Source organism: Marinimicrobium sp. C2-29, assembly GCF_038419845.1.
In the GTDB taxonomy this organism is placed as follows: Bacteria; Pseudomonadota; Gammaproteobacteria; order Pseudomonadales; family Cellvibrionaceae; genus Marinimicrobium.
This window is the reverse complement of sequence record NZ_JBCAQT010000003.1, coordinates 19,655-40,286: the sequence shown is the minus strand read 5'-3', so window position 1 is coordinate 40,286 and position 20,632 is coordinate 19,655. Positions and strand designations below refer to the sequence as shown.

General features: G+C 58.9%; 20 protein-coding genes and 3 tRNA genes. 9 read left to right on the top strand and 14 right to left on the bottom strand.

Features of this window, described 5'->3' with window-relative positions; translation table 11 throughout:
- Nucleotides 1–62: 62 nt before the first annotated feature.
- Nucleotides 63–710 carry a 3-isopropylmalate dehydratase small subunit gene (leuD, locus tag AAE484_RS03725; protein ID WP_341936990.1) on the bottom strand — a complete coding sequence of 216 codons (648 nt, stop codon included), beginning with the start codon at nucleotides 708–710 and terminating at the stop codon, nucleotides 63–65.
- Nucleotides 707–2,158: a 3-isopropylmalate dehydratase large subunit gene (gene leuC, locus AAE484_RS03720; protein ID WP_341936989.1), complete on the bottom strand. Its 1,452-nt coding sequence runs from the start codon at nucleotides 2,156–2,158 to the stop codon at nucleotides 707–709. The genes leuD and leuC overlap by 4 nt, the downstream gene beginning before the upstream one ends.
- Before the next feature lie 120 nt (nucleotides 2,159–2,278).
- Here leuC and AAE484_RS03715 point away from each other — a divergent pair, with 120 nt between their 5' ends.
- Nucleotides 2,279–3,145 (top strand): LysR family transcriptional regulator, encoded by an 867-nt coding sequence (locus tag AAE484_RS03715; protein ID WP_341936988.1) that lies wholly within the window; start codon nucleotides 2,279–2,281, stop codon nucleotides 3,143–3,145.
- A gap of 85 nt (nucleotides 3,146–3,230) precedes the next feature.
- A complete protein-coding gene (locus AAE484_RS03710; protein ID WP_341936987.1) occupies nucleotides 3,231–3,971 on the top strand; it encodes a TIGR04219 family outer membrane beta-barrel protein in 741 nt (246 codons plus the stop codon).
- On the opposite strand, the gene AAE484_RS03705 is transcribed toward AAE484_RS03710, so the two are convergent.
- The 3 genes from AAE484_RS03705 to prmB form a co-directional block, all read right to left on the bottom strand.
- Entirely contained in the window at nucleotides 3,960–4,751 is a 792-nt protein-coding gene (locus tag AAE484_RS03705) for an amidohydrolase (RefSeq protein WP_341936986.1), read from the bottom strand. The two genes, AAE484_RS03710 and AAE484_RS03705, sit on opposite strands and share 12 nt — an antisense overlap.
- A gap of 130 nt (nucleotides 4,752–4,881) precedes the next feature.
- The gene (gene aroC / locus AAE484_RS03700) at nucleotides 4,882–5,982 is read right to left on the bottom strand and encodes a chorismate synthase (RefSeq protein WP_341936985.1); all 1,101 of its coding nucleotides are present in this window, start codon (nucleotides 5,980–5,982) and stop codon (nucleotides 4,882–4,884) included.
- 54 nt (nucleotides 5,983–6,036) lie between these two features.
- Complete coding sequence (gene prmB, locus AAE484_RS03695; protein ID WP_341936984.1) at nucleotides 6,037–6,972, bottom strand: 50S ribosomal protein L3 N(5)-glutamine methyltransferase; 936 nt, start codon at nucleotides 6,970–6,972, stop codon at nucleotides 6,037–6,039.
- Nucleotides 6,973–7,177: 205 nt separating this feature from the next.
- Here prmB and folE point away from each other — a divergent pair, with 205 nt between their 5' ends.
- Nucleotides 7,178–7,717, top strand: a complete 540-nt coding sequence (gene folE / locus AAE484_RS03690; protein WP_341936983.1) for a GTP cyclohydrolase I FolE — start codon at nucleotides 7,178–7,180, stop codon at nucleotides 7,715–7,717.
- A gap of 30 nt (nucleotides 7,718–7,747) precedes the next feature.
- Here folE and AAE484_RS03685 read toward each other — a convergent pair whose 3' ends face one another.
- The 7 genes from AAE484_RS03685 to AAE484_RS03655 form a co-directional block, all read right to left on the bottom strand.
- Nucleotides 7,748–8,653 carry a DUF4892 domain-containing protein gene (locus AAE484_RS03685; protein ID WP_341936982.1) on the bottom strand — a complete coding sequence of 302 codons (906 nt, stop codon included), beginning with the start codon at nucleotides 8,651–8,653 and terminating at the stop codon, nucleotides 7,748–7,750.
- 103 nt (nucleotides 8,654–8,756) lie between these two features.
- Complete coding sequence (locus tag AAE484_RS03680) at nucleotides 8,757–9,635, bottom strand: alpha/beta fold hydrolase (protein ID WP_341936981.1); 879 nt, start codon at nucleotides 9,633–9,635, stop codon at nucleotides 8,757–8,759.
- Entirely contained in the window at nucleotides 9,635–10,582 is a 948-nt protein-coding gene (locus tag AAE484_RS03675) for a diguanylate cyclase (protein WP_341936980.1), read from the bottom strand. Before AAE484_RS03675 ends, AAE484_RS03680 begins: the two co-directional genes overlap by 1 nt.
- A 35-nt stretch (nucleotides 10,583–10,617) precedes the next feature.
- The gene (gene sixA / locus AAE484_RS03670; RefSeq protein ID WP_341936979.1) at nucleotides 10,618–11,082 is read right to left on the bottom strand and encodes a phosphohistidine phosphatase SixA; all 465 of its coding nucleotides are present in this window, start codon (nucleotides 11,080–11,082) and stop codon (nucleotides 10,618–10,620) included.
- 28 nt (nucleotides 11,083–11,110) lie between these two features.
- The gene (locus tag AAE484_RS03665) at nucleotides 11,111–11,575 is read right to left on the bottom strand and encodes a DUF4389 domain-containing protein (RefSeq protein WP_341936978.1); all 465 of its coding nucleotides are present in this window, start codon (nucleotides 11,573–11,575) and stop codon (nucleotides 11,111–11,113) included.
- Nucleotides 11,575–12,594, bottom strand: coding sequence for an NAD(P)H-dependent glycerol-3-phosphate dehydrogenase (locus tag AAE484_RS03660; protein ID WP_341936977.1), 1,020 nt, complete (start codon nucleotides 12,592–12,594; stop codon nucleotides 11,575–11,577). Before AAE484_RS03660 ends, AAE484_RS03665 begins: the two co-directional genes overlap by 1 nt.
- Before the next feature lie 521 nt (nucleotides 12,595–13,115).
- Nucleotides 13,116–13,634, bottom strand: coding sequence for a flavin reductase family protein (locus tag AAE484_RS03655; protein ID WP_341936976.1), 519 nt, complete (start codon nucleotides 13,632–13,634; stop codon nucleotides 13,116–13,118).
- A gap of 169 nt (nucleotides 13,635–13,803) precedes the next feature.
- Here AAE484_RS03655 and AAE484_RS03650 point away from each other — a divergent pair.
- From AAE484_RS03650 to AAE484_RS17445, 4 genes are all read left to right on the top strand, one after another.
- Nucleotides 13,804–13,880: transfer RNA gene (locus tag AAE484_RS03650), tRNA-Pro, on the top strand.
- 29 nt (nucleotides 13,881–13,909) lie between these two features.
- Nucleotides 13,910–13,986 (top strand) — tRNA-Arg (locus tag AAE484_RS03645).
- A gap of 76 nt (nucleotides 13,987–14,062) precedes the next feature.
- Nucleotides 14,063–14,138, top strand: a tRNA-His gene (locus AAE484_RS03640).
- A gap of 298 nt (nucleotides 14,139–14,436) precedes the next feature.
- Entirely contained in the window at nucleotides 14,437–14,721 is a 285-nt protein-coding gene (locus AAE484_RS17445; protein ID WP_445928825.1) for a substrate-binding domain-containing protein, read from the top strand.
- A 302-nt stretch (nucleotides 14,722–15,023) separates the two neighbouring features.
- Here AAE484_RS17445 and AAE484_RS03635 read toward each other — a convergent pair whose 3' ends face one another.
- Nucleotides 15,024–16,703, bottom strand: coding sequence for a glycerol-3-phosphate dehydrogenase/oxidase (locus AAE484_RS03635; RefSeq protein WP_341936975.1), 1,680 nt, complete (start codon nucleotides 16,701–16,703; stop codon nucleotides 15,024–15,026).
- Nucleotides 16,704–16,796: 93 nt separating this feature from the next.
- Nucleotides 16,797–18,302 carry a glycerol kinase GlpK gene (gene glpK / locus AAE484_RS03630; RefSeq protein WP_341936974.1) on the bottom strand — a complete coding sequence of 502 codons (1,506 nt, stop codon included), beginning with the start codon at nucleotides 18,300–18,302 and terminating at the stop codon, nucleotides 16,797–16,799.
- A gap of 405 nt (nucleotides 18,303–18,707) precedes the next feature.
- Between glpK and AAE484_RS03625 the strand changes: the two genes are divergently transcribed.
- Together AAE484_RS03625 and tpiA are read left to right on the top strand one after the other, a co-directional pair.
- On the top strand, nucleotides 18,708–19,421 hold the full coding sequence (locus AAE484_RS03625) for a DeoR family transcriptional regulator (RefSeq protein WP_445928824.1): 714 nt from the start codon (nucleotides 18,708–18,710) through the stop codon (nucleotides 19,419–19,421).
- A gap of 334 nt (nucleotides 19,422–19,755) precedes the next feature.
- Nucleotides 19,756–20,529 (top strand): triose-phosphate isomerase, encoded by a 774-nt coding sequence (gene tpiA, locus AAE484_RS03620; protein WP_341936973.1) that lies wholly within the window; start codon nucleotides 19,756–19,758, stop codon nucleotides 20,527–20,529.
- Nucleotides 20,530–20,632 lie beyond the last annotated feature (103 nt).

Below are 20,632 nucleotides of genomic sequence, written 5' to 3'. Positions count from 1 at the left end.
GTTTGGCTTCTTGACACCACGAGCGGCTTCACGCCCGGCAGCCGCCTCTGTGCCAACAACCACTATCTCAACCCGTCGAACAGCCAGGGCGCCTCTTTGCGCCGCTGCGCTTCATAGGCCTTGATCGCCTCGGCGTGCTCCAGAGTCAGACCGATATCGTCCAGACCATTGAGCAGGCAGTGTTTGCGGAACTCGTCAATCTCGAATTCAAACACCTCTCCCGTGGGCGTGGTCACCGTCTGTGCTTCCAGATCCACGGTCAGCTGATAGCCTTCTTCCGCGTACATCTGCTGGAACAACCGCTCGACGATGTCCGCGTCCAGCACAATGGGCAGCAGGCCGTTCTTGAAACAGTTGTTGTAGAAAATCTCGGCAAAGCTGGGCGCGATGATGCAACGGAAACCATAATCATCCAGCGCCCAGGGCGCGTGCTCGCGACTGGAACCACAGCCAAAATTTTCCCGGGTCAGCAGGATGGTCGCACCCTGATAACGCGACTGGTTGAGCGGAAAATCCGGGTTTAGGGGACGCCCCTCACAACTCTGGTCCGGCTGCCCTTCATCCAGATAGCGCAGCTCGTCAAACAGGTTCTTGCCAAAGCCGGTGCGTTTGATCGACTTGAGAAACTGCTTGGGAATGATCATGTCGGTATCGACATTGGCCCGATCCATCGGGGCAACCAACCCGGTCATCTGTGTAAAGCTCTTCATGCCTGTGCTCCTTTGGCCTGGGCCTGTCCGGTGAATTCGCGCACATCGACAAAGTGTCCGGCAATGGCCGCTGCTGCTGCCATGGCCGGGCTGACCAGATGCGTGCGACCGCCGTAACCCTGGCGTCCTTCGAAGTTGCGGTTGGAGGTGGAGGCGCAGTGCTCCCCCGCCCCGAGCTTGTCGGCGTTCATCGCCAGGCACATGGAGCAGCCCGGCTCGCGCCATTCAATGCCCGCATCGGTAAAGATCTTGTCCAGCCCCTCGGCTTCGGCCTGGGCTTTCACACTGCCTGAGCCGGGCACCACCATGGCCTCTTTCACATTGGCCGCCTTGTACCGGCCTTTGACGACCGCCGCCGCAGCGCGGATATCCTCAATGCGCGAGTTGGTACAGGAACCGATAAACACCCGATCCAGATGGATGGACTGCATCGGCTGCCCGGCTTTGAGGCCCATATAAAAGAGCGCCCGCTGCATGCTCTCGCGCTTGACCGGATCGGACTCGGCCTGCGGGTCCGGCACACTGTCGTGTACCGAGACCACCATTTCCGGCGAAGTGCCCCAGCTGACCTGCGGCTCGATCTCTTCTCCGCGCATTTCGATCACTTTGTCAAAATGCGCGCCTTCGTCACTTTTAAGGTCGCGCCAGGACGCCACGGCCATTTCCCAATGGTCGCCTTTGGGCGCATAGGGGCGGCCTTTGACGTAGTCGATGGTGGTCTGATCCACGGCCACCATGCCCGCCCGGGCACCGGCCTCAATGGCCATATTGCACACGGTCATGCGTCCTTCCATGCTCATCGCGCGGAAAACCTCACCGCCAAATTCAATGGCGTAGCCCGTGCCGCCAGCGGTGCCGATTTTGGCAATGATCGCCAGGACAACGTCTTTGGGGGTCACGCCGAGACCCAGCTCGCCATCCACCTTAATCAACATGTTCTTCATTTTCTTGGCCACCAGGCACTGGGTGGCCATCACATGCTCCACCTCGCTGGTGCCGATACCGTGAGCCAGGGCACCCAGAGCACCGTTGGTGGCGGTGTGAGAATCGCCACAGACAATGGTCATGCCCGGCAGACTGGCGCCGGACTCCGGGCCGATCACATGCACAATGCCCTGACGCTTGTCATTGATCTTGTACTCGGTGATGCCGTACTCGTCGCAGTTGTCGTCCAGGGTCTGCACCTGGATGAGAGACACCGGATCCTGAATACCGGAGTTGCCCGAGGAGCGCTCCTTGAGGGTGGTGGGCACGTTGTGATCGGGCGTGGCCAGAATGGAGTCCGCCCGCCAGGGCTTGCGCCCGGCCAGACGCAGGCCCTCGAAGGCCTGGGGCGAGGTCACTTCGTGAATGATGTGCCGGTCGATATAGATCAACGCGGAGCCATCGTCGCGTTTTTGCACGAGATGGGCGTCCCAGAGTTTGTCGTACAATGTTCGTGCGCTCATAGCAATTCTAGTCCAGTGGATCAATCAATGTAGGGCTATTTTAAGGGCGGGACACCAATAAAACAAATTTATAATTTTTATCTATTGCATTCCACATTGGAATGATTAAAACTGACTCACATGGATACCCAACACCTGCAGGCCTTTGTCGCCGTGGCCGAAACCGGTTCATTTTCCAGCGCCGGGCAGCGTCTGCACCTGACCCAGCCGGCCATCAGCAAACGCATCGCCACGCTTGAGCAACAGCTGGACAGCCCGCTGTTCGACCGGATCGGGCGCCAGATTTCCCTGACCCAGGCCGGCCGTTCACTGCTCCCCAACGCCAAACGGATTTTGCAGGAGGTGGCCGATGCCCAGCGCGCGGTGGCCGATCTGCGCGGCGAAGTGCGCGGCCAATTGAGCATCGCCACCAGCCACCATATCGGCCTGCACCGTTTGCCGCCGATCCTGCGGCACTTCACCGAGCGCTATCCGGAGGTAAAGCTGGATCTGCACTTTCTGGACTCGGAGCAGGCGTACGAGGAAGTCCTTCAGGGGCGTTTCGACCTGGGCATCATCACACTGGCACCGGAATCGGACCAGCGGATCGCTGAAGACGTGATCTGGCGCGATCAATTGCATTTTGTCACGGCCCACAATCACCCACTGGCTCAGCGTGCGCCACTGACCCTGGCCGATTTGAGCCCCTGGCAGGCGATTCTGCCGGACACCAATACCTACACCACGCAACTGGTGCAGGCTCTGTTCAGCGAGCGGCAGCTGGCACTGGAGGTCGGTATGGTGACCAACCACCTGGACACGCTGAAGATGATGGTCTCGATTGGTCTGGGCTGGGGCGTACTGCCCCAGACATTGCTCAGTGACGGCCAGGTGCACCCGCTGACACTGGATCACCCCCCGATCACCCGCAGTCTGGGGGCGATTCACCACAAGCAGCGCAGTCTGAACAACGCTGCCCGGGTGTTTTTGCAGCTGCTCAAAGGCTGACGGCGACTCCGTCACACTTTTTGTGGTCACGTCTGCTAAGATAACGGCCATTCCACTCACCCATTCAAAGACGGGAACAGATGTTATGAAAAAAGTGATGCTCGCAAGTGGTTTACTGCTGGCTGCACCTCTCGCCTCGGCCGATTTTCTCGGCGTGTACGCCGGCGCCGGCCAGTGGCAAAGCGACTACTCCGGCCAGTTGGGCGATCCCGACTTCGACGTCGACGTGTCCGACCTGGGAATGAACGAAAGCGACAACAATTATTTCTATGTGGCGTTTGAGCACCCCATTCCGCTAATCCCCAATGCACGCATTCAGCACACCAGCATCAGCAGCCAGCAGACTGGCCGGGTGGAAGAGACCTTCCGTATCGACGGTGAGACCTTTACCGCCGGCGACGAGATTGACTCGGATGTGGACCTGACCCATACCGACTTCACCCTCTACTACGAGCTGCTGGACAACTGGGTCAGCCTGGATTTGGGCGTGACCGTCCGCCAGTTTGACGGTTACGTCACCGCCGAGGGCAGCTTCACCGAGCAGTCTGTCGATCTCGATGAGGCTCTTCCCATGGCCTACGGCAAAGCCCAGTTTGACCTGCCTTTTACCGGGTTATCGGCGGGAGCACAGGGTAACTTCGTCAGCTACGACGACAATAACCTGACAGACCTGAGCGTCAATGTCGCGTACAGCTTTGTCGAAACCCTGGCTCTCGATCTCGGGGTAGAGGTCGGTTATCGCCAGATGAACCTGGAAATCAATGAAGACGTGACCGCCGACATCGACCTGAAAGGTCCCTATGCCGCGGTGACCCTACACTTTTAGGTCAAATTCGTCCGCATCCAGATACGCGGGAAAGGACTCCCGGTAGTGCGTCAGGCGCTCCGCGCTCAACACCCCGCTAAAACACCCAGCCCGATCTTCAGCATCGAGAATGGCTTCCCCGGCCGGTCCGAAAATCGCGCTGTCACCGGTATAGTGCTGGTCCTTCTCGTCGAGACCGATGCGATTCACCCCGGCGACAAAACTCAGATTCTCAATGGCTCGAGCCTGCAGCAACCGCCGCCAATGCAGCGAGCGTGCACCCGGCCAATTGGCGACATAGAGAGCCAGATCGTAGTCGTTGCGGTTGCGGCTCCAGACCGGAAAGCGCAGGTCATAGCAGACCATTGGCAGAATCCGCCAGCCCTTGAGCTCCACCAGTAACCGCTTCTGTCCGGCCTTATAGCGCTTGTGCTCTCCCGCCATACGGAACAGGTGGCGTTTGTCGTACTGCTGGTAGTGCCCGTCCGGCGACATCCAGACCAGCCGATTCACATGACCATCGCCCTCGGCAACCACCAGCGAGCCGGTGACCACCGCATCCAGGCTTTTCGCCCAGTGCGCCAGCCACTCATAAGCGCGCCCGCCCTCGCGCTCGGCGTGATCGCGAGCGGTGGCGCTGAACCCGGTGGTGAACACCTCGGGAAGAATCACCAGATCGCTGCCTCTGCCCTGGCCCGCCTGTCGCGCCTGCTCAAGCAACGGCTCGTAGCGATCGAGGTTGGCCTCGGGGTTATCGGGAATGATGTCAGTCTGAATCAGCGACAGGGTCAGGTCTTGCATGAAGGCGCCTCCTGATGAAACCGTGTAGGCAGAAAAACCCGTAGAGCGAAGGGCGAACCGGCGCGTCTGCCATCATTTGATCCGGGTCCGGCGACGGGCCTCCAGCCGGAGGCCCGACAATGCCAAACGATTATCCGGGTTCGGCGGGAATTACCGGTGTATCAGTGTGAACATCCGCGTTCTGCGCGCGGTGTCGCAGGCTGTGGTCCATCAGGACGAGGGCCAGCATGGCCTCGGCAATGGGAGTGGCCCGAATGCCCACGCAGGGGTCGTGACGGCCGGTGGTCACCACTTCGACGGGGTTGCCGTGTACATCGATGCTGCGTCCCGGCACTCTCAGGCTCGAGGTCGGCTTGAGCGCCAGGTGGGCGACGATGTCCTGTCCGGAGGAGATGCCCCCCAGAATGCCGCCAGCATTGTTGGACAGAAAACCCTCGGGCGTCAACTCATCCCGGTGCTCGGTCCCCTTCTGTGAGACCGACTCGAAACCGGCCCCAATTTCCACGCCCTTGACGGCGTTGATGCTCATAAGACCGTGGGCGATATCGGCATCCAGACGGTCGAAAACCGGCTCGCCCAGGCCCGGTCCGACACCGCTGGCGACCACGGTAATTTTGGCACCGACCGAATTGCCCTCTTTGGCCAGGGCCTGCATGTAGATTTCCATCTCCGACACTTTGTCGACGTCGGGGCAGAAAAAGGGGTTCTGACGCACCTGATCCCAGTCGACTTTCTCGATGGCGATCGGGCCCAGCTGTGACAGATAACCGCGTACCTCGATACCGAAGCGCTCGCGCAAGTATTTCTTGGCAATGGCCCCGGCGGCCACTCTCATGGCGGTTTCCCGCGCCGAAGAACGCCCACCGCCCCGGTAGTCACGCAGGCCGTATTTGTGGTGGTAGGTATAGTCCGCGTGCGCCGGACGGAACTGTTCCTTGATTTTGGAGTAATCCTTGGAGCGCTGATCGGTATTTTCGATCAGCAGGCCAATGGGCGTGCCCGTGGTCTTGCCTTCAAACACGCCCGAGAGAATCCGTACCTGATCGGCCTCCCGGCGCTGAGTGGTATAGCGCGACTGGCCCGGCTTGCGCCGATCCAGGTCGAGCTGCAGATCTTCCTCGGATAGCGCCAGCCCGGGTGGGCAGCCATCAACCGTCGCGCCCAGAGCCGCACCGTGGCTCTCGCCGAAGGTAGTCAAAGTAAAAAGCTTGCCAAAACTGTTGCCGGACATATAAACGGTTCCAAAACCTTTGGATGAATGAAGGGCGATAAAGAATGACTGAAATTATACCCCAGAATAAGCCCGCAGCGCGCTGGCCGGCAACACGAACACGCCGTGCCCGCCCCGCTCGAACTCGACCCACACCATCGGCAATGAAGGAAAGGCCTGTTCCAGCGCGCGCTGGGAGTTGCCCACCTCGACCACCAGAAGGCCGTCCTCGGACAGGTGGTCGGCGGCCTGGGCCAGCAGACGGCGGGTAAAATCCAGACCATCGTCACCGGAGGCCAGGCCCAGGGCTGGCTCAGCGTGATACTCGGCCGGCATCTCGGCCAGATCCCGGGCGTCCACATAAGGGGGATTGCTGACGATGAGGTCATACTCGCAACCGGCCAGGCCGGAAAACAGATCCGATTCCACGGCGGCCACCCGATCAGCCAGCTGATGCAGTGCAATGTTCTCACGTGCCACCGCCAACGCCTCGGGCGAGATATCACTCAGTTCCACCTGCGCCTGCTCGAACGCATAGGCGCAGGCAATGCCGATGCAGCCGCTGCCGGTACAAAGGTCCAGAATACGCTCGGGCTCTCGCTCCAGCCAGGGCTCAAACCCCGCTTCGATCAGTTCGGCAATGGGCGAGCGCGGCACCAGCACCCGTGAATCCACGTGAAATTTCAACCCGGCGAACCAGGCCTCCCCGGTGAGATAGGCCGCCGGCACTCGCTCATCAATGCGTCGGTCAAACATCCGCGCGACCGCCTGCTGCTCGCTGAGAGTGAGGCGCGCGTCCAGCCATTCCGGTCGGCTGTCCTGCACGCTCAAGTGCAGCGTGTGCAGCACCAGCTGGACCGACTCATCCCAGGCGTTATCGGTTCCGTGGCCAAAATAGAGCCCAGCCGCGCTGAACCGGCTTGCCCCCCAACGAATAAAATCGCGGATTGTCGTCAGCGGCGCCCATTCAGAGCTAGCCTGAGGATCCGTCACAGAGCCAGGTTCAGTCACAAAAAGGGTACTCCCATTGATTGTCAGTGGTCTTGTCGATGCTGAAAAACGCAGCGCATTGTACCGTTTTTTCTTGCTCCGGGCCTGATCCGCCCCAGCCCGACCGGCGTAAAAAACACTTTACCAAATCAGAGCCTTGGCGTAGGGTAACCGCCCTTCCGAGAAGACTGAGGCTCATACCCTACCGGGACTGAGGAACAAGACCATGAAAGAACATTTTGCCCGCATTATTGAAGGTATTGGCGAAGACCTGGATCGTCCGGGGCTCGCCGACACGCCCGAGCGGGCGGCCAAAGCCTTCCAGTTCCTGACCAAGGGCTATGAGCAGAGCCTTGAAGAGGTGGTCAACGGCGCCCTCTTTCCGTCCGATTCCAGCGAAATGATCATGGTGCAGGACATTGAACTCTACTCGCTCTGCGAGCACCACCTGCTACCGTTTATCGGCAAGGCGCATGTGGCCTATATTCCCACCGGGCACGTGCTGGGCCTGTCCAAGGTGGCCCGCATTGTCGACATGTTCGCCCGCCGGTTGCAGATTCAGGAACAGTTGACCGTGCAGATCGCCGAGTCGGTGCAGGAAATTACCGGCGCCTCCGGCGTCGGAGTCATCATCGAAGCCCGGCACATGTGCATGATGATGCGCGGCGTGGAAAAACAGAACTCTGTGATGAAGACGTCCGCCATGCTGGGCAGCTTCCGCAGCAACCAGGCGACGCGCAGCGAGTTTTTATCGCTGCTGCGCTAGTGGGCCGCACGGCCCGATAGCTTCCTCCGGCTAGTCCTCGGGTAGAAGCACCACTTCTATGCGTGCGCTTCGATCGCCCCGGCCAGCCGGGGCAAGCCCTCCCAGACCGTGGACATACAGACGATCTTCGTCAATTCCCGCCTCGACCAGCGTCGCACGCAATTGTTTTGCGTAGGCGAGCGAATCGGCGCGCTGCTGATCGAGATCACCGGCACCATAATCGTGGCCCACCAGCGCCACACTCCAGTCCCCCTCCCGCTCAAGCAGTGCTACCAGCGCCTCAACGTGTGCCTCGGGCAGCGACAGCGTCCAGTCCTGTGCCGACCCGGTCAATTCGACCCCCGGAAAGACGAAATACCCCTCGTCGCGCAGCAGGCTCCCCAGCGTCTCGGGGTTGGCCGCCATTGCGGACGCTTCATTGCCCGCCGCCTTCACCAGGTCAAGCTGCACATAGACCCGCCGGTTGCCGCGCCTGACAGCATAGAGGCTGGCATAGTAGACCGCCTCATCCCGGGCGATTTCGTACACGCCATAATACTGGTGCTGATCCAGACCATAGAGCTGAATCACCCCAAAGTGGTTGTTGGCCCAATTGATACTGCCGCCACACTCGCGCTCGCGACAGACAAATAATTCGCGCAACGGGTATTGCTCGAGCTGCTCCAGATAGAAGTCATAGGCCTCGCGCGCCGAAAAATCATCCGGCAACTCCAGCGTCCGACGCTGGACATCGCCCCTAACCCGGCGCTCGCGATCGGGGGTCCAGGTGCCCCCGGTTTTTTTGAAGGTCCCCAGCACCAGGTTATAGCGGGTGTCTTTTTTCACTTCCCGGACCATCTCCCGGGCATTGGGGAAATTGTCGATACCGAGAAAACCGGGAGACTGACTCTGAGCGCGAGCCGTCAGCGCCCCCAGCATCAGAATCAGCACACTCACCAAACGAAACCATACCCTCAACAGAACCACCTCACGCAAAGATCAAAAGAATCGCCATTACTATACGAACATTCCGCGAACAAAGACTCAACCAGGTGTGCCTTCAATCGGGCTCATGAAAAAACGACTGCAGAATCGTCGCGACACTCGACGCCTGGGCCTCCATGTGCAGATGATGGCCGCCGGGCAGCAGCTCCAGTTGCAGACGCTCAGGGAACAGGGCCAGGGCGTCGCGATAGTGCTCGAACAGTTTGGGCACCCCCTCCCGGCCCAGCAACATACAAAACGACGCCGTGGAGCGATCCAGAAACGCCCGGAAGTGCGCCTCGGTCAGCTTCAGGGCCGAGGGGGCCAACAGACGCTGATCACTGCTCCAGCGATAACCACCGGCAACGGGCTCCAGTCCGCGCTCGGTCAACGCCCGCGCCGCTCCATGGCTGAGGGGAAAGAGACCACGTTCCCGCGCCTTGATTGCACGTTCGATATCCGGATACAGGGTCATCGGTTTTTCCGTCAGGGCCTGGATCTCGCGAATTGAGCGCGCCAGCTGGCGGGGCGCATCTTCGCATTGATGCTTCTCCGGCCATAATGCTTCAATGGCGGCGAGCTGACCAATGCGTTCGGGAAAGGTCCCCGCCGCCAGCATGCCGATGATGCCGCCGCGCGAGTGACCCAGCAACGAAAAGCGCTCCCACCCCAACTGATCGGCGACGGCAAAGACATCGGCTACATCCTCCCAGATATTGTAGGGTCCGGTGCCGGGTCGGTGCCCGCTGCGACCGTGACCGGCAAGATCCAGCGCGACGATGTGCTTGTCCGGCAACTGGGGCGCGAGCCTGGCAAAACTGGCACTATTGTCCAGCCAGCCGTGCAGAGCCATGACCGGCCGCTGCCCCGGATGGCCCCACTGCTGGGCAGCCAACTCCATACCATTGGCATTGAACCGACGCTCCGTCGGGGTTACCAGAGGCTCCTCCGCCATCAGTGATCGCTCTTTCGACGCTTGGCCTGGCTGATACCTGGATGCCACCAGAGGTCGGGGTTATCGAGCGGCGTCGCATCCGGCAACAGGGGGTTCTCCAGCGAGAGTATGCGCCGGGACAGGAGGTCACTGGCGGAGAAGGCTCTGGCATTTTCCGGGTGTTTGTAAAACAGCCGATCGAAGCTACCGTCAGCCTGGGCCGCTTTCAGCCCGAATGCCAGACGTTCCGCCAGGGCCGCATTATCCTTGTGCACAAAAAAATAGATGGCCGTCGGGTAGTGCAGCAGTAAATGTTCTTCCACAATCAGGTCCAGCTCTGAATGCTGTTCGATTTCGCTCCAGGGCTCATTGATGGCCCGCGGAAAGTAGTCAAACCGCTCGTGCTGAAGCATGGTAAACAGTTTCTCGTAAGCGGCAGTGGTCACGGGCAGATCGTTCGCGCGCAGAATCCTGGTATCCGGCCAGTCACTTTCCTGCCCGGCCACTTTTTCTGCGAGCTGCTCTTTGTGTCGTATCGCCGCAAACTCCTCCCGGTCCTCAGCGCGCACTATCAGGACCCGATAGCCCATCAAGCCTTTTAACAACGGAATCCGCACCGGCCGCAGATATGTCTCCCGCTCCCGGGTGGTCATACTCCACATGACGTCGAGCGACTCCCCGGTTGATATCAGACGCAGAAGACGCTCTTGGGGTGCGTCCATGGTATTGGGCCTCAGTCGGTAACCGCCATACCGCTGTTCACTTTTCTCCAATGCCAGCTTCAAAGCCGCCACATAGTAGTCATTCCGACGGTCTGATCCACCGCCCAGCTCCGGATAGCGTATGTTGACCGGTGCCGCTGATGCGGAGCCATCGGCTTGAGCCCACACGAATCCCGGCACGACAGCGACAACAGACACCACGACCCGCAAAAGACGAGCGAACGCCACCGACCGACGTTTAATCACCAGGAACACTCCTATCCTCCCGCACCCGCCGGTTATCAGCCGTCGCTATGGCGAAGCCATTGCACCTCGGCCAGGCCCGAGGCGGCCCACTCGACGTCCAGGCAGGCCAGAGAGGCGGTGCCCATGGCATAACGCCCGGGCTCTGCGCCACTCAAGTGCTCAATCAGCGCGCCCACCAGAGGTTGATGGCCGATCAGGAGCAGACACTCGTAGTCGGACTCACGCAATTGTTCACGCAAAGCCTCGACATCCGAGCCCGGCTCCAGCAAGGCGGTTGTTATGGGCTCAGAGCCCCAATCCAGCGCCTCCATGGCAACGGCGGCCGTCTCCTGGGCCCGGCGCAACGGGCTGACCCAGATCTGCTCCAGCTCGAGCAATTCGGAGGCCGAGCCGTCAGCTATCTTTTTTACATCCCGTCGCCCGCGCGCCGTCAGGGCGCGCTCGGCATCGCTGGCCGCACGGGCTTCGGCCTGGCCATGGCGCATTACAAACAGTTTCATTGGGCTCGCCTCTCAGCTGCCAGCTGCCTTAAACCGGCTTATCATTGTCAATGTCGTCACCGGGCGATCGATCGCCAGCGGCGGTGTCCGAGTCAGGCGCTTTTGTCGCCTTTGCCGTTTTGGGTGCGGTTTTCGCTTTGGCGGTTCGCTTCTTTCGGCGCGGTGCTGATCGGGTGGTTTTCGCAGTGCCCGACTCCACAGGCGCAAGTTCGTCGTCACTGGCGGGCCAGTCGCTGAACGGAAACGGCTTCTCCTCGCGACTGTAGGTCAAAAATTGCAGCGCCTGAAATATGTAACGGGAGAGCGATTCGCCAAATTGGCGCAGATTATTGTTGGGGTGACCACTGAGCAGCGCAAACAGGAACTGCAGCACTACCACGACCACCATGACCACACCGGCAAAATAAAGCAGGACTGCAAACAGCACCATATACAGCAACCGCAACCAGTGATCCCCGGAGGTAATATTCGTTTTCAGCGTTTCAGCGTCCATCAGTCAGCTCCCATGTATTCAACATCGTGATTCTGTTCGCCCAGCATCAGCTTGCGGGCGACGTCGGCTATCGCTTCGCCTTCAAACAACACCGCATACAATCCGGTCACCAGCGGCATATAGACATTCAATTCATCGGCCTTCTGCTTGACCTGACGCAGTGTATTGACGCCTTCGGCCACCTGACCCAGACCACTGATGATATCCTCCAGCGGTTCGCCCTGGCCTAGCGCATACCCCACCCGATAGTTGCGACTGAGATCGGAGGTACAGGTGAGAATGAGATCCCCCACCCCGGACAGTCCGAGAAAAGTCATCGGGTTGGCGCCCATGGCACTGGCAAAGCGCCCCATTTCCGCAAGACTGCGGGTCAACAGCATCGCCTGGGTATTGTGCCCGGCCCCGAGCGCCGCTGCCATCCCACAGATGATAGCGTATATGTTTTTGAGCGCACCGCCCAGCTCCACGCCATAGCGATCGTGATTGGCGTACACGCGAAAGGTTTCCGAGCGCAGGCAGGACTGTACCCGTGCGACCAGGGCGGCATCACTGCTGGCAATCACCGTGCCCGTCTGCTGCCGGGAGACGATTTCCTTGGCAAAATTGGGGCCACTGAGCACCCCGATCGGGTGCTGGGGCAGTTCCTGCTCGAGGATCTGACTCATCAGGGTAAAGCCCTCGGGCTCGATCCCCTTGGCGGTGCTGACCACCATGGCGCCCGGGCGCAACAAGGGGGCTATCTGCCGGGTCACGGCGCGGAAGGAGTGGCTGGGGATGGAGACAAAGACCAGATCACTCCGGCTGACGGCCCGCTCCAGGTCCGACGTGACCTCCAGGTTATCCACCAGGCGATGGCCGGGCAGGTACTGTTGGTTCTCCCGCTGCGCCTGAGCCTCGGCCGCCCGCTCCGGGTTGCGCATCCACAAATAGGTGGAATAACCATTGCCGGCGATAATGTTGGCAATGGCGGTGCCAAAACTGCCACCCCCCAGAACGGTCAGGGTCAAAGCGTCTGTCATAGCGTTATATCCATCCTGCATTAGTACGTCAAAAGCGCGCTCCGCTGGAGCTAACGACCTATAGTGTAGCCGTAACCATGAGTCCGGACCGTGACCGGCGGACAAACCGCTTCGACCCGCCCGGACTGTCCCGAAAAATTCATAATTCCATTGTCCACATTTTCTGTGGATAACTTAGTGGATACATTTTGGGAAACTGTCTCTAAGCCGCATTATCTCTGACAGGTGCTCAGATTGTCCAAAAAATAACCTAGCCAGATTTTCCCTTATTTATCAATATGTTACATAAGTCAACAGGCATCGGGATGCTTTTTCTGTAAGGTGTCGATGGGGTTGACAGACCTCGCACCGACAGTGTGCATAAAACAGTTAGTGGACCTTAACCGCACAACTCCCGTAGCCACAAAAGATTCACAAAGCAAGCGTAAGATGAAACGTTTTTGAGGCAAAAACCGGCGTCACAACGCCCGCTTTTAGTCATTTTTGGCGACAGCACCCCGTCGCCGTGAGTCCGTTTTGGCTCAATCTTTTCCCAGAGAGGCATAGCCGCCATCTATATATAACAGAGGATCGATAGACAAAGGGCCCAACTTCACATCCACAATACGCGCCACCACAATATGGTGGGTCCCATATGTCATGACCTGATCGCACTGGCAGAAAAAAGTTGCCTGGGCGTCTTCGAGGTACGGGACCTCTCGCGGGCCGTCCCGCCACTGCCCAATATCAAAGCGCGGCTTCTCGCCCTCAAAGCCGGCGCATCGGTTGGAGATGGCTTTGTGCTCCGTGGAGAGGACATTGACCGCAAACAGGGTCCCGGGAGTCGACAGGTGCCCTTCGAGCGCCACCTGGGTATTCACGCACACCAGCAGCGACGCCGGATTATCGGAGACCGACGTCATGGAGGACACGGTCATGGCGTGCCGCTCCCCGGACTCATCCCGGGTGGACAGCACCGACACACCGGAGGCCCAGCGACGCATGCCCAGTTTCATGGAGGTACCCAGATCTTCCGCCGGCTTCAACTCGTTCTCTTGCATGATTTCTCCTCGAACAGTAATCGCACTATTCTGACGAGCCCGCCCCCGGGACACAAGAGCCAGCCGATGGCGAAACCAACTGGAGACACTCCCCGCCATTTTTCCGTTGACGGGGTCAGCATCCATGGGTATTATGCGCACCTCGCGAATGACGGCGTCCGGTCAACAGCGGAGTGTAGCGCAGCCTGGTAGCGCGTCTGCTTTGGGAGCAGAATGTCGGGGGTTCGAATCCCTCCACTCCGACCATTTTCGCCTGCGAGATCTTTCCCAGCCATGCGCCCGTAGCTCAGCTGGATAGAGCACCCGCCTTCTAAGCGGGTGGCCGCAGGTTCAAGTCCTGCCGGGCGCGCCACTGGATCTTACTGACCGATTTCGGTACAGTACGCGCCCTCGGCACAAGTGCCGCGAATGACAACTTGCAGACAATGGTGGCTGTAGCTCAGCTGGTAGAGCCCTGGATTGTGATTCCAGTGGTCGCGGGTTCGAACCCCGTCAGCCACCCCACTCTTATTAGGCTTTGGGGTTAGCCTTCACTTACAAAACCCATTTTCCGAATGCTTTTCCGAATATACAGTGCTGGGCTATTCGTACGGATACATCGTCGCCTGGCGGGCATCCGGCCAGCGACTGTAAACTTTTCGCATCTTCTCCGAACTTGGCAGGAGTATTTTTGGTGATCCGCCAAGTCAGCCCCTTGGTTTCTAGGTAGTGGGCTTGAAAGCGGCTCTCCAGCTTGACCAGATCCCCAACGATTCCCACGTCCCGCTCCATCACAACTTTTATTACCTGAGACCAAACCGTCTTGAAGGTATCCAGATATATTAGACCACTTCACCAGCGCCCAGTACGGTTTGCGCCTGCTGCAATACCTGCTGGCCGATGTGACCTACAAGCATACTTGCTCTTATCCAGTGCCGACGACGACCAAGAAGTCGCCCAGCATTTGAATCCGGGCCTCACCACAGTGCTGCTCCCTCACCGGGAAATGGGCCAGTGGGCAGTTGAATTTTTGTTGTCTCCCGGCGATACCAACACCAACCGCACAGTTAAATTGGAGTGCCCACTGGTCATGCGCGACTCCATCTGAGGCCACTTCAGTACAACTGGGTTCTACGGCTTAATGATTAAGACGCGCGCCGGAACGTGATGGATGCAATCGACAGGTTCTACTGAGCGAATCCACAGGTGCTGAGCACTCGCCGTACCCCGATATAGTCGCGCGAGGTGAACTCGTGCTATCCCCCCCCCCAGTAAGGAGGTCAACGTGAAAAAGAATCTGCGGCACTTGAATGAAGTGCTGAACTCTACCGAGTAGAGGCGAGCTGCGAGGCCGGTGCACACCCCGTCCCGTCGTTTCGACGGGTTTTCAGTATGCCTCAGCCCCGTGCCCTACCAGTTCAGTGACTCAGAGTGAGCAGGATTGTCGGCCTCGGCCTCGAGACTGAGCCTTTCGGTGGTCCACTCGAGGGGCTCGGCGAAGTACTCATCGAAGCGTTCCTGAGCCCAATCGCCGAAGAGAATCTCGCAAGCCTCCATCAGCCCCGGGGACTGACGGATCCTTTCGTTACTGACCATCAAGGAGATCTTCGAACGACGACGCAGAAAGTCCTCAAGCCGGGTGATCATCTCGCGACGCTGTGCCTGACCGAGTTCGCAGCGCAGATACTCGGTACCCTCGATTAGCAGCTCGCCCTGACGCGGGTCCTCACGGATCTCCTCGAGCATGTCGAGAGCGTGAGTGCCGTAACGTCGCCACAAGCGGGCGGTCAGGGGCTCGGAGGCCTCCGGCGAGGCCATGTCGTCAAGACCCATCAGTTCAGCCTGATGAAGAAACTCCATCCTGACCGATTCCGAGGGTTCGCCGTACCAGCGATAGCCCGGATAGGGCACCGAGACCCCGAGCCGCGCCACTTCCCTGACGATCTCTTCCCCGACATTCAGGCAGTCGGTGAGCTTGCCGCCGAAGATGCTGATATGGGCCTTGGCGTCGTCGGTATCGATAGCGTGCTTGCGCGAGAGTTGCAGAAAGTCACGCCCCCCACCCACGCGGGCCTTGACCGCGAGTGGACGCACTCCGCAGCGGGTGGCAATGATATCCTCCCTGCCCAGCGGCTTCTCCAGCTGCAGACGCTTGTTGATGTTGTCCAGCACGAACTGGGTATCCTCTTCGGTGACATGCACCTCGGGGTTCTCCACTCGGGTATCGGTGGTACCGATGCAGGTGCGCTGCCCCATGGGTATGACGAAGAACAGACGTCCATCGTCGGCGAAGAACGCCAGCACGCGTTTGTTCTCGGTCAGGCGTGGCACGATCAGATGGATACCCTTGGAGTAGACGTGCTGGTGCCCCGCCTTCTGCCCGGTCAATTCATTGTGCTGGTCGACCCAGGGGCCCGCAGCGTTGATCAACACCCTGGAGCGGATCTCAAAGTTGTCGTCATTCATGACGTTGCGAGCACGCGTGACCCAGACACCCTTTTCACGCCGTGCTCCCAACGACTCGACATAGTTGGCCGCCATGGCCCCGTAGTTTAGCGCGGTGCGCACGAAGTTGAAGACGAAACGGGCGTCATTGTCGTGCAGATAGGCGTCGGAGTACTCGAAGCCTCCTATGGAATCCCGGGTATCGATGATCACCTCCCGGTCCGTGATGGCAGAAGGAGTCAGGAAGCGAGGAATCCGCGTGAAGCCGTTGCCCATCAGCCAGTAAAGCCAGCTGCCCGCCCAGAGATAGCGTGGATGATAGCGAAATCCCTTGGCGATGGTGGTCAGGAAACGGATCTCCTGGACCGTGGAAGGGAAGCTCTTGATTAGGTGATTGCGGCTTTTGCACAGCTTGCGCACCAGGGCGAAGTCGTAGCTCTCCATGTACTTGATGCCACCCCATACCAGATTGGAGGAGTGCATGCTGGTCTCGCCGGCGAAGTCGCCGCGGTCGATCAAACCCACCTTGACGCCTTGGCCGGCCAAAGCGGCGGCCGCTGAAGCGCCGTTGATGCCTCCGCCGATAACCAGGACATCAAAGATCTCACTTGAAAGTTTCTCGATATTGCTATCGCGCAATTGCATGAAGACCCCCTTCATGGGTGGATAAGGTTCTGTCCGGAGGACACCGACACAATCCTGGCGGGCGCTCCGGGGAAATAAATGCTAACGAAAGGATCACTCCTCCTCGTCCCGCTCCCAGTCCATGGTGCGCCGGACGGCCTTCTTCCAGCGCTTGTAGAGGCGCTCGCGGCTGACGACGTCCATCTGGGGCCCGAAGGTGCGCTCGAGAACACCCTTGCCGACCACCTCTTCCTGGGACCATAGACTCACGGCAATGCCGGCCAGATAGGCCGCGCCCAAGGCGGTGGTTTCCGTGACCTGCGGGCGGTCGACGTTGACCCCAAGCATGTCCGCCTGGAACTGCATCATGACATTGTTGGCCACGGCACCCCCGTCCACGCGCAGGGACTTCATCGTGATCTCGGAATCGGCCTGCATCGCATCGATGACATCCCTGGTTTGGTAGGCAAGCGAATCCAGCGTGGCCCGGATGATGTGTTCCTTGCGGGTGCCGCGGGTGATCCCGAAGATCGCACCACGCGCATACATGTCCCAGTAGGGCGCGCCCAGCCCGGCGAAGGCCGGCACCACGTAGACCCCGTCAGCGTCCTCCACCTTGCTGGCGTAGTACTCCGAGTCCTCGGCCGAATCGATGAGCTTGATCTCGTCGCGCAGCCACTGCAAGGCCGCCCCGGCGATGAAGATGGAGCCCTCCAGAGCGTAGTAAACCTTGCCGTCCACGCCCCAGGCGATGGTGGTCAGCAGGCCGGACTTCGATGTTACAGGGGTCTCGCCGGTATTCATCAGCAAGAAGCAACCGGTGCCATAGGTGTTCTTGACCATCCCCTTCTCGAAGCAAGCCTGCCCGAACAGGGCAGATTGCTGATCGCCGGCCATGCCAGCGATGGGGACACGGGCACCGCCGAACATCTCGGCCCCCGTGGTTCCGTAGACCTCGCTGGAGGGGCGGACCTCAGGAAGCATGGATTCCGGAACATTTAGCTCCTCAAGCATGCGCTTGTCCCACTCCAGGGTGCGGATATTGTAGAGAAGCGTCCGCGAGGCGTTGCTGTAGTCGGTCACATGACGCTCGCCGCGAGTCAGGTTCCATACCAGCCAGGTATCCATAGTGCCAAACAGCAGGTCGCCGCGCTCAGCCTTCTCCCGGGCGCCCTCGACGTTGTCGAGAAGCCAGCGGATCTTGGTGCCGGAAAAATAGGCATCCGCCACCAGGCCGGTAGCCTCACGGATGTAATACTCCAGGCCTCGCGCCTTGAGCTCGTCACACAGCGGAGCGGTACGCCGATCCTGCCAGACGATGGCGTTGTGGATGGGCTTGCCGGTGTGACGATCCCACACCACCGTAGTCTCGCGCTGGTTGGTGATGCCGATGGCCGCCACTTCGGAGGGCTTGATACCGTGGGTCTCCAGCACCTCGCGGGCCACCCCCATCTGGCTGCCCCAGATCTCCATGGCGTCATGCTCCACCCAGCCAGGGGTTGGGTAATATTGAGTGAACTCTTTCTGGGCGACCCCGACGATCTGCGCCTCGCGGTCGAAGAGGATGGCGCGGCAGCTGGTAGTGCCCTGGTCGAACGACAGGATGTACTGTTTTTCCATGGGGTGTTACCTCGTTTGGGTCAGACAAGGGTTGTTAGTTGTGGCTACCTGTTACGGGTCGTTCTGCTGCGCTCTTCATTTTTGCTCGGGTGCCGGATGCCGACGCCGCCACCAAAAATGATGGGGATCATCGTGCCGAAGAGTTCCTCCAGAAAAGGCACCGTGGTGTTTTCTCCTAAGTGAAACTGCTCACGGCATACGCGAACTCTATGTTCGTTTCTGTTCGTTTTAGCACATTTTAAAAAATTTGCCAATATTTTTTCTATTTCTTCAAATTTGGAGCTCGATGATCAGTCAACTCCCCCAACCCGCATGGCATTGATATACTATTGTGGTACTAAAACGCCGGGCAAGAATACGGTATGCCTTTAACCAGAGCACTTTCAACGAGGGCGACCAGGGCCAATGACACAACACCAGCGACAAGATCTTATTCTTGAGAAAATACACCGGAATGGCTTCGTCACCATTGACGAGCTGGTAGATCACTTCCAGGTCACACCACAGACCATCCGTCGCGACCTGAACCACCTTGCGAAAGCGCAGAAAATACGCCGGCACCACGGTGGTGCAGACCTGGAGACCAGCACGGTCAATACCGCTTACCAGACTCGAAAAATCATGCACCCGGAAACCAAGGAAAAGATTGCCGCCGAACTGGTGCGCATGATCCCTGATGGCGCCTCGCTGTTCATCAACATCGGCACCACCACCGAAACCATCGCGCAGGCTCTGCTGGGCCATAAAGGCCTACAGGTGGTTACCAACAACCTGCATGTCGCTATGATTCTCGGCGCCAAAGAGGATTTTTCCGTCGTTATTGCCGGAGGCGAAGTCAGGCACAGGGATAGCGGAGTCATCGGGGAAGCCACCGAGGATTTTATCAAACAGTTCCGTATGGATTTTGGCATAATCGGCATCAGCAGCATTGATCTAGAAAGTTCACTTTTGGATTTTGACTACCGAGTAGTGCGTGTGGCGCAGGCGATCATCGAAAACTCGCGCCAGGTACTACTGGCGGCTGCTCACTCCAAGTTCGAACGCAATGCCATGGTTCGCTTCGGCAACATCAGCCAGACGGACCATTTTTTACAGACGCCGCGCCCCCGGTGGGGATAGAAACCATTCTTGCCCAACACCATGTAAACCTCCATCTCTTCTAACCTCCACCTCGTTCAGCCCGCCTCCCGGCCACTCTCAACCACCGCCGACCGCACTCCCGAACCGGTGCATCCAGCCGGCCTCCTCTATCCGCTTACTGGCATTAACCTGCCAAAAACAACAACTTAGGGAGAACCACAAAATATATTTCGTTCATGGTTGTTTTTGTTCGTTTTATGGTGACATGGTGCCGGAAACGAACATAACCCAACCCTCAACTACTACCAGATACTTTCCGGCCTTAAGTCGCTCGAAGACATGGGGCATAACGATTCAACGACGGAGATCCACTATGCCCGCACCTCTGGTAATAGCAAACTGGAAAATGAATGGCAGTCTGGAAAAAAATGCCAGGCTTCTCAATCAGCTGCTCACAAAACTCGACACCCTTGAGTACCTGGAAGTGGGCATTTGTCCACCTTTCCCTTATCTGCCACAAGTGAGCGACCACCTCTCACAGAGCCGGATTAACCTGGGTGCTCAAAACGTCAGTGCCTTCGAGGCCGGCGCCTACACGGGCGAAGTCTCTGCAGCAATGCTGCGGGAATTCGGATGTCGCTATATTCTGCTGGGCCATTCCGAACGCCGTCTTCTTTGCCAGGAAAGCAATGACCAGGTAACCGCCAAGTTTGAGGCAGTTCTGAAAGCAGAGCTCACGCCTGTGCTCTGCGTCGGCGAAACGCTCGAACATCGTCAACGCGGCGAAAGCGAGTCAGTGGTTTCGACACAGGTACAGACAGTGCTGGACCGCGTCGGCATACAGGGTTTTGCCAATGCTGTGATCGCCTATGAACCCGTATGGGCAATCGGGACTGGCGAAACCGCCACACCGGAACAGGCTCAGGCGGTTCATGCACAGATTCGTCGGATTCTAGCCGGGCACGATGCCGCAATAGCCAATCAACTTCACATACTCTATGGCGGCAGCGTCAACGCAGCCAATGCCCAAACCCTTTTCTCTCAAAAGGACGTTGACGGAGGTCTGGTTGGCGGAGCTTCGCTGGAGGCCAATGCCTTCCTGGAAATCTGTAAAGCCGCTCACCCGGGCACGCATTTCGACCTCTAACGCGTACCGTGAGCTATTGAAGGCCGGAGGTTTCCGCCGCCAGGGAAACCTTCATTCACAGTCCTGTGGATGAAAGGGGGCCGGCCAGCTCATGGATCCTTGC